The sequence below is a fragment of the Methylibium sp. genome (assembly GCF_013817365.1).
Taxonomy (GTDB): domain Bacteria; phylum Pseudomonadota; class Gammaproteobacteria; order Burkholderiales; family Burkholderiaceae_C; genus Methylibium.
In genome coordinates this window covers 1-9,006 of record NZ_JACDCU010000132.1, presented here as the reverse complement: position 1 = coordinate 9,006, position 9,006 = coordinate 1, and the positions used below count along the sequence as shown (strand labels likewise).

At 64.1% G+C, this 9,006-nt stretch carries 13 protein-coding genes and 3 pseudogenes; 8 read left to right on the top strand and 8 right to left on the bottom strand.

Annotated features, from left to right (window positions below; genetic code table 11):
- Positions 1–195 precede the first annotated feature (195 nt).
- The 3 genes and pseudogenes from H0W38_RS10035 to H0W38_RS10025 all read left to right on the top strand — a co-directional run bounded on the left by H0W38_RS10035 (position 196) and on the right by H0W38_RS10025 (position 1,113).
- Positions 196–450 carry a Na+/H+ antiporter subunit E gene (locus H0W38_RS10035; protein ID WP_292453442.1) on the top strand — a complete coding sequence of 85 codons (255 nt, stop codon included), beginning with the start codon at positions 196–198 and terminating at the stop codon, positions 448–450.
- 62 nt (positions 451–512) lie between these two features.
- Positions 513–773, top strand: a pseudogene (locus tag H0W38_RS10030) (K+/H+ antiporter subunit F); the annotation flags it as partial.
- A gap of 10 nt (positions 774–783) precedes the next feature.
- Positions 784–1,113 carry a Na+/H+ antiporter subunit G gene (locus tag H0W38_RS10025; RefSeq protein WP_292453440.1) on the top strand — a complete coding sequence of 110 codons (330 nt, stop codon included), beginning with the start codon at positions 784–786 and terminating at the stop codon, positions 1,111–1,113.
- 43 nt (positions 1,114–1,156) lie between these two features.
- On the opposite strand, the gene nhaR (H0W38_RS10020) is transcribed toward H0W38_RS10025, so the two are convergent.
- Positions 1,157–2,053 carry a transcriptional activator NhaR gene (gene nhaR, locus H0W38_RS10020; protein WP_292453437.1) on the bottom strand — a complete coding sequence of 299 codons (897 nt, stop codon included), beginning with the start codon at positions 2,051–2,053 and terminating at the stop codon, positions 1,157–1,159.
- A 35-nt stretch (positions 2,054–2,088) separates the two neighbouring features.
- On the opposite strand from nhaR (H0W38_RS10020), the gene H0W38_RS10015 reads away from it, so the two are divergent.
- The 3 genes and pseudogenes from H0W38_RS10015 to H0W38_RS10005 form a co-directional block, all read left to right on the top strand.
- A complete protein-coding gene (locus H0W38_RS10015; RefSeq protein WP_292453435.1) occupies positions 2,089–2,721 on the top strand; it encodes a hypothetical protein in 633 nt (210 codons plus the stop codon).
- Positions 2,722–2,733: 12 nt separating this feature from the next.
- Positions 2,734–3,162, top strand: coding sequence for a CBS domain-containing protein (locus H0W38_RS10010; RefSeq protein WP_292453433.1), 429 nt, complete (start codon positions 2,734–2,736; stop codon positions 3,160–3,162).
- 152 nt (positions 3,163–3,314) lie between these two features.
- Positions 3,315–3,422 (top strand): annotated as a pseudogene (locus H0W38_RS10005) (cytochrome c biogenesis protein CcmE); the annotation flags it as partial.
- 44 nt (positions 3,423–3,466) lie between these two features.
- Here the strand turns inward: H0W38_RS10005 and H0W38_RS10000 are convergent.
- The 6 genes and pseudogenes from H0W38_RS10000 to H0W38_RS09975 form a co-directional block, all read right to left on the bottom strand.
- Positions 3,467–3,723: pseudogene (locus H0W38_RS10000) on the bottom strand (zf-TFIIB domain-containing protein).
- A gap of 150 nt (positions 3,724–3,873) precedes the next feature.
- Positions 3,874–4,383 (bottom strand): universal stress protein, encoded by a 510-nt coding sequence (locus H0W38_RS09995; RefSeq protein WP_292453431.1) that lies wholly within the window; start codon positions 4,381–4,383, stop codon positions 3,874–3,876.
- Positions 4,384–4,388: 5 nt separating this feature from the next.
- Positions 4,389–4,919 (bottom strand): universal stress protein, encoded by a 531-nt coding sequence (locus H0W38_RS09990; RefSeq protein WP_292453445.1) that lies wholly within the window; start codon positions 4,917–4,919, stop codon positions 4,389–4,391.
- A gap of 42 nt (positions 4,920–4,961) precedes the next feature.
- Complete coding sequence (locus H0W38_RS09985) at positions 4,962–5,948, bottom strand: TerC family protein (protein WP_292453428.1); 987 nt, start codon at positions 5,946–5,948, stop codon at positions 4,962–4,964.
- Positions 5,949–5,981: 33 nt separating this feature from the next.
- Entirely contained in the window at positions 5,982–6,656 is a 675-nt protein-coding gene (locus H0W38_RS09980; RefSeq protein WP_292453427.1) for a Bax inhibitor-1/YccA family protein, read from the bottom strand.
- Positions 6,657–6,686: 30 nt separating this feature from the next.
- Complete coding sequence (locus H0W38_RS09975; protein ID WP_292453425.1) at positions 6,687–7,052, bottom strand: HPF/RaiA family ribosome-associated protein; 366 nt, start codon at positions 7,050–7,052, stop codon at positions 6,687–6,689.
- A gap of 113 nt (positions 7,053–7,165) precedes the next feature.
- Between H0W38_RS09975 and nhaR (H0W38_RS09970) the strand changes: the two genes are divergently transcribed.
- Entirely contained in the window at positions 7,166–8,083 is a 918-nt protein-coding gene (nhaR, locus tag H0W38_RS09970; protein ID WP_292453423.1) for a transcriptional activator NhaR, read from the top strand.
- 9 nt (positions 8,084–8,092) lie between these two features.
- Here the strand turns inward: nhaR (H0W38_RS09970) and H0W38_RS09965 are convergent, their stop codons facing one another.
- Positions 8,093–8,785, bottom strand: a complete 693-nt coding sequence (locus tag H0W38_RS09965) for a hypothetical protein (protein ID WP_292453422.1) — start codon at positions 8,783–8,785, stop codon at positions 8,093–8,095.
- On the opposite strand from H0W38_RS09965, the gene H0W38_RS09960 reads away from it, so the two are divergent.
- Entirely contained in the window at positions 8,772–8,990 is a 219-nt protein-coding gene (locus H0W38_RS09960) for a hypothetical protein (RefSeq protein WP_292453420.1), read from the top strand. The genes H0W38_RS09965 and H0W38_RS09960 overlap by 14 nt on opposite strands.
- Positions 8,991–9,006: the final 16 nt, after the last annotated feature.

Here is a 9,006-nt window from a genome sequence, read left to right as displayed (position 1 = left end):
CCGAGTGCCCGTGAAGTGACTCGAGCAAGCCGCAAAACCGACTGTATTGGCGATCTCGGCGCGCCATCGGCGTCAGGCCCCTTCAAACCGCACTTCGCATCGCGTTGTGCAGATGTTCCCTAAACGCCGACTTGCCGCACGGCCTCGTCGTACAGGCGATCACGGACCGGCGTCGTGCGCCCGCCGGGAGGCGCTGTGCCGAGCATCGAAGCGGCGATCCATCCGGGTTTCGTCTGGGTGCCGCTGGCGATCACCGACCCGCACGGCATCGTCGTGCTCGCAGGCATCATCATCATGACACCGGGCACGCTGTCCGCCGAGTTGTCGCCCGACCCACGCCACCTGCTGATCCATACCTTCAGCATCGACAATGAGGATGCGTTGATCGCGACGGTCAAGAGCCGCTACGAGGCGCCGCTGCGCCAGATCTTCGAAGGAGTCGACGCATGAGCCGCTGGGCCGCTCCCAAGGCGAATACCGCAGCGCCCAGCGCGCAGCGCGGAGGCTATCCAATGAATCTGCTGGCCACGGTGCTGCCCTGGGCGATCGGTGCCTTCGTGATCGCACTCGCATTGAACGCCTGGCGCCTGCTGCGCGGCCCGTCGCTGCCAGACCGTATCCTGGCGCTCGACACGCTGCACATCAACACGCTCGCGCTTTTGGTGTTGCTGGGCATCCAGCTGCGCAGCGAGTTGTATTTCGAGGCGGCGCTGGTGATCGCGATGCTCGGCTTCGTCAGCACCGTGGTGCTGTCAAAGTACGTGCTTCGAGGGACATCGTCGAATGAATGCCTTGCCTGTCTGGCTCGATGCATTGCTCGCGTTGCTCGTCGTCGTCGGCGCGGCGTTCGCGCTGATCGGCTCGTGGGGCCTGGCGATACTGTCAGGTTTTCTCAAGCGGCTGCACGGCCCGACGAAGGCGACGACGCTCGGCGTGGGCTGCGTGCTGATCGCCTCGGCGCTCTGGTTCAGCGTCGCCAAGGGCGCGCCGAGCCTGCATGAACTGCTGATCACTTTGTTCCTGTTCCTCACGGCGCCGGTGTCGGCCCACCTGCTGATCCAGGCCGCGTTGAAGCTCGGCGCATCGGTCAGGCCGCCGCCGCCGCCCGATTGATGGGCGCTGCTGAACGGCGCTGCTCAGGCTCCCCAACCTGCAATCACGCGCCGAACAACTGGCCCCGCGCGGCACGGCTGATCGCCACCACGCACGGGTGGGTGATGCGCCGCTCGACCGAAATGGCATAAAACTCTTCCACCAGATCGTCGCTGCGCCCGATCACCTTGACGCCGTACTGGGCCTGGATTTCTGCCTCCAGCACGGTGGGCGCCATGAACACACCTCGCCCCTCGCGACCGAAGGCCTTCATCAACGCGCCGTCTTCGAACTCGGCGATCACGCGCGGATGAATCCCGCGCCGGGACAGCCAACTGTCGAACTGCTGGCGGATGGCTGTCGATGCTGCCTGTACGAGCATCGGTGCGCCGTCCAGGCATTGCGGGAAAGGGCGTTTCAGCCACGTCTTGAGCTTCGGCGCGCAAAAGAAGGTCATCGCGGAACTGCCCAGTGCATGGTTGAACGCCTTGACGCTGACCCGCCTGGGCATCGGCTCGTCCGCGATCACGAGGTCAAGGCGGTTCAGCGCCAGTTGGGACAGCAGATCGGGGAGCTTGCCTTCGCCGCAGATCAGTCGCACCGGCTCCGGTACGTCGAGCGCCGGCTCCAGCAATCGGTACGCCACGGCCTTGGTCACCGAGTCGGCCACGCCGACGCGGAAGTCCAGTGTCCGCGGCCCGCTGCGGGCCTGCCGGGCTGCGCCTTCCAACTCGGCCCCGAGCGCGAAGATGCCGTCGGCGTAGCCGAGCACGACGCTGCCCATCTCGGTCAAGGCCAGGTGGCGCCCACTGCGGCGAAAGAGCTTCAGCCCGAGGTGTTCCTCCAGCAGCTTGATCTGGGTCGACAGGGTCTGCGGCGCGGTGTGCAGTTGCTCGGCGGCCCGCATGATGCCGCCCGCCTTGGCAGCAACCCAGAAGTAGTGCAGGTGTCCGTAGTTCATCGCGATCTCTGTTCTCGGCCGCGGGCTGAAAGCCGATGTCTTCTGATTTGCGGAAGTGTAAGTCGTCAATATCAGAATATACGTGTGGTGTCGCGGGCCGTACATTGAGGGCTGTCACGCTCTTCGTGATGGCCAAAGGAGTGCATTCGATGCCAGCCTACCCACAAGCCCAGGAACTGGGCTCCTATGAAATCAACAGTCCGCGCGCCTGCGCCCGCATCGTGGCACTGACCCTCGTCTGCGATGGCGAAATCCAGCGCGCCGAACTGGACAGGCTCGACGAATTGCACGCACTCGGGCAACTCGGCCTGACGGACGCGGAGTTCCAGTCGGTGGTCTCGGATCTGTGCGCAGACTTGTTGCTGACCGCAAAGGCCGAAGGCGACGACGAGTGCCGCATCGACCCTTCGATAATCGAGCAGTGGATGTCCGAGGTGCAGGATCCCGACCTGCGGCGCACGGTGCTGCAACTTTGCGGCGGCGTCATCCATGCCGACGGGTACGTGCACGAGAGCGAATCGATGGTGATGCTGGCGGCCGTCGAGCATTGGGGCATGCGGCCAGAGGGGCTCGAGGCATTCGATCCGCTGTTCTGCGAAGTCGACGTCATGCTGCCGCGGCATCGGCGCGGGCCCGCACCGGACGGGTCGTGTCATGCCGGCGCGTGAGGGGGAACCGGAATGAAACCCGTCTCGGAACTGCTCAAGCGTCGACCGCCTGCGGCCTGGACCGCCGATCCGGACATGACGGTCCTCGAACTGCTTCACTTGCTGGCCAAGCACGACGTCGGCGCCCTGATGGTGATGGCGCAAGGCAAGCTCGTGGGCATCGTCTCGGAGCGCGACTACACCCGCAAGGTCGCCCTCTGGGGCCGCAGTTCGAAGGACGTGAAGGTGGCCGAGATCATGACGCGCACCCTCGTCGTTGTCGCTCCGCAGACCCGCTCCCGTGAGTGCATGTCCTTGATGAGTCAGCACAAGATCCGCCATCTGCCGGTGCTGGCAGGCGACACCGTGCTGGGCATGATCTCGATCCGGGACATCGTGGACGACATCATCAGCGACCACGAAGCGACCATCGAACACCTGAATCGCTACATCCAGGCCTGAGTCTCGTTCGGGCGTCGGCCGCTCGGCTGGAACTCACCGACACGCGGCAAGGTCGGCTTCGCTGTCTGTCTGTCTGTCTGTCTGTCTGCCTGGCCAGCCAGTCGTGTCGCCACTGCACACACTCTTCGCGTCATGCAACGGGAACCGTGACCATGAAACCCCGCCACAAGAAGCTCGCTCTGGTCGGCGGTCTGCTGCTCGCGGTGGGAGCGGCCGTCGCGTTGGTGCTGAATGCCTTCCAGAGCAACCTGGTGTTCTTCTAAAGGCAACTCCAGTTTGCGTTGGGGATGTGGTCGAGGGTCCATCAATCGAAGATTTCGCTGGGCCAGGACTTCCTGCGTCTGGCGGGGTGACCATGAGCGCCGCGTAGTCCGAATCCACAAAGTCGGGTCGCGAACTGGCAGCCACAGGGCTTGCAGCTGGCATTGCGGCGCGCTCTATGAGCTTGTCGAGTTCACCGCGATCGAGCCACACACCTCGGCATTGCGGGCAGTAGTCGATCTCTATCCCTTGGCGATCGGTAATCGCCAAGGCAGTGTCAGGGCAGGTGGGGCACTTCATGGGTTGGCCCTTGCAGATATCATTCATCCGAGCCGCCGATGCACAAGAGGGTGCGGCAGGCAGGCGAGCGGGTTGAGGATCGAGACGTACAGCCCCACCCGCGGCCGGCAGGCAGTTGGGTTCGTTCAAGTGGATTGGCAAAGGGTTGCGTCAGTTCGCTGCGGCGACCACCAACCAGGCCAGACTGCCGGCGATGCCGGCCGGAATGCCGTAGCGCTCTGCCTTCGATGCCGGGTCACCGGCAATCGCGACGACTGGCACGGTCGTCAACTCGATCACCTCGTTGGTGACGGAGCCTTCGACGGTGCGGATGAGCGAGTTCTTGCGCGCGGTGCCGATGACGATGTGGTCGCATCGCAGTTGCTGGGCAGCCTTCGCAATCGAAGTCGCCTTCTCTCCGACGGCGAGGTGCACCGCATAGGGTGCGCCGGCTTGGTCGAGCATCTGCCGGATCGGCCGCAACGCCTTCTCCGACGCCTCGGCGTGCACCTCGTTCACTGCCTTGCGGTCGACCCATTGTGTGATGTGCCTGGAAAACGGCGGCTGGACGTTGAGCAGATGGATGTCCATCGCCGGGTTGCTCCGGAACTCGCGCAGGACATGCCGCACGGCATGCTGGGAGTTGCTGGAGCCGTCGACCGGAACGAGTATTTTCAGCATGGTGTCTACTCCTTGAAGCTTGCGGACCCGCGAACGACGAGCACGGCGCCCCGCGCCGTGTGAAGCACCTGTTGCGCAACGGAGCCCATCAGCAGCCCGTCGAACGCGGTCAAGCCGCGTGCACCGATGACGATGCCTCGGCTACCGAGCGCCGCAGCCTGTTCGACGATGCGCACCGCGGGCTCGCCCATCAGCGCATGAAGCCGCCAACCGAACCCGCGGGCGTCGAGATGGGCGCGGGCTTCAGCGGTCGTTGCCCAGCCGCGCAGCGCAAGTTCCGTTTCGGCGGCCTCCGTGCTCAGCCAGTGATGGACCGTGGCCAGGTCGAGTGTGTTGACGCCACTCTCGGTCGCAAGACGCATGGCCGTTGCCAGCGCTCGCAACGAATGGCCGGAGCCATCCAGTGCAACGAGCCAGCAATCGGCGGGAGGCGCAACGGGCCGGACCGTGTTGGACTCGAACGACAGCGCAATGCGTCGTCCGTGCTCGTCGCGCTGCTCGCCACAAGGCGCTGGAGGAACATCTTGCGCAAGCATCAAGGCTGGCGTTGTGGGTGCGAGTGTCATAGTTGGGCTCCATCAGGCGCGGCCATCGGTGGCACCGACAACAACCGGCTTCGGCGTCGAGAGTTTCAAGCTGAGAAGGACAGACATCGCGATGATGGTGCCGACGACCGCCAGCGACCACTGCACCGGCATGTGGAACCACGGCATGACCAGCATCTTGCCGCCGATGAACACGAGCACGATGGCCAGGCCGTACTTCAGCAGGTGGAAGCGGCCGGCCATGTCGGCGAGCAGGAAGTACAGCGCGCGCAGCCCCATGATGGCGAAGATGTTGGACGTGAAGACGATGAACGGATCGGTGGTCACGGCGAAGATCGCAGGGATGCTGTCGACGGCGAACACGAGGTCGCTCAACTCGATCATCACCAGCACCAGGAACATCGGCGTGGCGTACAGCAGGCCCTGCTGACGCACGAAGAACGACTGGCCGTGGAAGTCCGGCGTGATGCGCATGTGCCCACGCAGCCAGCGCAGCAACGGATTGCTATCCAGGTCGGGCTGCTTGTCGGCGAACACCAGCATCTTGATGCCGGTGAGCACCAGGAAGGCGCCGAAGACATACAGGATCCAGGCGAACTCCTTCACCAGCCACACGCCGGCCAGGATCATGCCGGCGCGCATCACGATGGCTCCCAGCACCCCGTACAGCAGGACACGGCGCTGCAACTCGGGTGGCACGGCGAAGTAGGTGAAGATCATCACGAAGACGAACATGTTGTCCACCGACAGCGACTGCTCGATCAGGTAGCCGGTGAGGAATTCGAGCGCTTTGCGGTTGGCGATTTCGCGGCCGAGGCTGCCGTCCAGGTACCACCACAACAGCGCCCCGAAGGCCAGCGCCAGCGTCACCCAGGTGGCCACCCAGGCACCGGCCTCCTTGACCGAAACGCGGTGTGCCTTGTTGCCGCCCAGCACGAACAGGTCGAGAGCCAGCATGGCCACCACGAAGGCGATGAAGCCGGCCCACATGGGGCCGGTGGCAAAGGAGATGTCTTGCACGCTGAAGGTCCCGGTGGCAGTGGCGCGTCGACGTCAGTCGTCGCTGTTCGTGAAGCCCAGCAGCTGCAGCAGGCTGGTGAACAGGTTGAAGATGGCGACGAACAGCGTGACCGTGGCCATCACGTAGTTGGTTTCGCCGCCGCGGATGATGTTGCTGGTCTCGTACAGGATCAGCCCGGACATCAGCAGCACGAACATCGCCGAGACGGCCAGCGACAGTGCGGGCATCTGGAAGAAGATCGCGCTCAACCCAGTCAGGAAGGCGGTCAGGATGCCAACCATCAGGAAGCCGCCCATGAAGCTGAAGTCCTTGCGGGTGGTCAGCGCGTAGGCCGAGAGGCCGACGAAGATCGCGGCGGTGGCGCCCATCGCCGTCATCACCGTCTGGCCGCCGTTGGGCATGCCCAGGTAGTGGCTGACGATCGGCCCCAGCGTGTAGCCCATAAAACCGGTCAGTGCGAACACGCTCACCAGGCCCCAGCCGCTGTTGCGCAGCTTCGTGGTCGCGTACAGCAGGCCGAAGTAGCCCACCAGCGTGATGATCAGGCCAGGGTGCGGCAGCTTCCACGCCGCGCCCAGGCCGGCCACGGTTGCGGAAAACAGCAGCGTCATCGACAGCAGGAGGTAGGTGTTGCGGATCACCTTGTTGCCGGCGAGGGCGACTGGCCCTGTGCCGATGAGGCCGGGTAGCGGATGGGTCGTGTTCATGCTTCCTCCTTGGGGGTCAGCGGGCTGGAATCAGGGCGACGGGGCGTCCGAGGCTTCGTCGATGGCGGGCGACGGAGGTGGACCGTGGCGTTGATCGCGGGACCGTTCGAGTCGACGCGCCACTGTCCGGCCGGCCCGATCGGCGGCGCGGTCGATGGCGACATAGAGGTCAGCCTCGGTGTCTTCGATGACGACCTCCGGAGCGTCCGTCAACGTGACTCGCACCTGGCAGCGCTTGTCCTCTCCGCCGCGCGGACCGTTCAGGTCAGACAGGCGGACCCAGAGCCGAGACACCTGCGCGTCGGAGCGGCCGAGCGCGAAGTGCAAGCGGCGCACGGCGTGCGAGCGCAAGGCGGGCGTGAGTTCGAAGCCGAGTGCCTGAACGTCGATCTGCATCGTCTGTCCCAAAGGGAGTGGCTGATGACCAGCAGTGTGAGTAGGACGTGCACATCGAACAAGTCGAATATAGTGAGCCCGTAGATCGACTTTTTGGATGTCAGGCTTGCACCATGACGGCGCTCAACTTCAAGCACCTGCGTTACTTCTGGATGGTGGCCAAAGCCGGGAGCATTGCGCGGGCCAGCGAGCAACTTCACCTGTCGCCGCAGTCGATCAGTGGCCAACTCACCACGCTGGAGGATGCACTCGGCGTGCAGTTGTTTCAGCGTGTGGGGCGCAGCCTCGAACTGACCGAGACGGGGCGGCGCACGCTCAGCTATGCCGATGAGATCTTCACCCTCGGCGACGAACTGCTGGACATGCTGAACGACCCGCCGACGCAGCGAGCCCTGGTGTTCAAGGTGGGCATCGCCGACGTCGTGCCCAAGTCGGTGGCGTATCGGCTGGTCGAACCGGCTCTGCGCATCGACGAACCGGTTCGGTTGATCTGTCGGGAAGGACCGCTGGAATCCTTGCTGGCCGAACTGGCCGTGAACCGGCTCGACATGGTCATTGCCGACCGTTCGATGCCTGCCGGGGTGAACGTGCGCGCGTACAACCACTTTCTGGGTGAGAGTGGCTTGTCTGCCTTTGCGGCTCCGAGCCTGGCATCCACATTGAAGGGGAAGTTCCCGGCTTGCCTCGACAACTCACCATTCCTGTTGCCCGGCGCGGAAGTGGCGATCCGACCCAGGCTGATGCAATGGTTCGACGAGCAGCACATCCGTCCGCGTGTCATCGGCGAGTTCGACGATAGCGCCTTGATGAAGGCCTTCGGTCAGGCCGGATCGGGTGTCTTCGTGGCGCCATCGGCCATTGCCGACTACGTACGCAAGCAGTACGGCGTGAAGAAGCTCGGAACCATCGACTCGGTGCAGGAGCAGCTTTACGCCATCACCACCCAACGGCGCCTGATCCATCCGGCCGTGGTCGCGATCAGCCAGGTGGCGCGCGAAGAGGTGTTTGGCCAGCCAGCAAAAGGCCGGTAATGGTCACGATCAGTTCAGCGAGTCGCTCTGAATGGCTTCGGACACCATCGAGCGATGCACATGCCAATGGCCAAGCATGTGGTTAAAGACCCTGTGTTCGGCATCGCTGATGCAGCCGTCCGCCGTGATTGAAGCGGTGGCGAGACGGCACACCAGCAGACGCAACTGCGCATCACGCACCGCGTCGAGGATGCGGTCGATGCGCTCCAGGTCGTCCGCTCGCAGCCAGGAGAGGCCGATCAGGTTTTCGCCGATCTCGTCTCGGCAGGTGTGCGCGATCTCCAGAAAGCGCGCGCGGCTCACGCCGATGCTTCGGAACGCATCGAGTTCTTCGAGCCGGTCGATCTCGCAACGGCCCACGCAGGCGTCGGCGGCCGTCAACAGCGCAAGTGCCCAAGCGACGCATTCGGGATGATCGACGATATCTTGCTGCATGGTGGTCTCCAGTTCGGGTGCTTTGCGCGGCCTTGCCGATTGCCGTTTCTGATGCGACGCAACGTGCTGTGGATTCACGGGTCGGCCCAGGGGTTCCCCAAGATCGGGATTCGGACGGCGCGTTGTTGATCTGGCGCAAGGGCTCAGCGTTGGCGAGGCCGGCTGGATTTCTTCCCAAGTGCTTACTTTCCGCTGGGTCGGTGTTGCCTGGGCCGTCCGGTCGGTCTCGGCGGCCGCGGAATACCTGCCACCGATGGTCACGTCCACGTTCGACCTCGAACCTGGCGCCGTTGCCACCCATGGCGACCGCTTCGCAATTGCGCACGCTGTGAGGCGCTCTTGCAGATCGTGCGTGCGGCGCTGGGTATTTCGGAAGAGCGTGACCGGTGTTTTCGGCATCGTGACCGACGGTTTCGGGAACGTGACCGGTCATTTCGGTGACGTGACCGACGATCCGTCATTGGTTTCTTGAGCGATGCATGACCGGA

What these genes read in the sequence shown, in the direction of transcription:
- nhaR (WP_292453423.1), top strand. Translation starts at nt 7,166, where the DNA reads ATGACGGCGCTCAACTTCAAGCACCTGCGTTACTTCTGGATGGTGGCC.
- H0W38_RS09980 (WP_292453427.1), bottom strand. Translation starts at nt 6,656, where the DNA reads ATGAACACGACCCATCCGCTACCCGGCCTCATCGGCACAGGGCCAGTC.
- H0W38_RS10025 (WP_292453440.1), top strand. Translation starts at nt 784, where the DNA reads ATGAATGCCTTGCCTGTCTGGCTCGATGCATTGCTCGCGTTGCTCGTC.
- H0W38_RS10015 (WP_292453435.1), top strand. Translation starts at nt 2,089, where the DNA reads ATGTCTTCTGATTTGCGGAAGTGTAAGTCGTCAATATCAGAATATACG.
- H0W38_RS09960 (WP_292453420.1), top strand. Translation starts at nt 8,772, where the DNA reads ATGGTCACGTCCACGTTCGACCTCGAACCTGGCGCCGTTGCCACCCAT.
- H0W38_RS10010 (WP_292453433.1), top strand. Translation starts at nt 2,734, where the DNA reads ATGAAACCCGTCTCGGAACTGCTCAAGCGTCGACCGCCTGCGGCCTGG.
- H0W38_RS09990 (WP_292453445.1), bottom strand. Translation starts at nt 4,919, where the DNA reads ATGCTTGCGCAAGATGTTCCTCCAGCGCCTTGTGGCGAGCAGCGCGAC.
- nhaR (WP_292453437.1), bottom strand. Translation starts at nt 2,053, where the DNA reads ATGAACTACGGACACCTGCACTACTTCTGGGTTGCTGCCAAGGCGGGC.
- H0W38_RS09975 (WP_292453425.1), bottom strand. Translation starts at nt 7,052, where the DNA reads ATGCAGATCGACGTTCAGGCACTCGGCTTCGAACTCACGCCCGCCTTG.
- H0W38_RS09995 (WP_292453431.1), bottom strand. Translation starts at nt 4,383, where the DNA reads ATGCTGAAAATACTCGTTCCGGTCGACGGCTCCAGCAACTCCCAGCAT.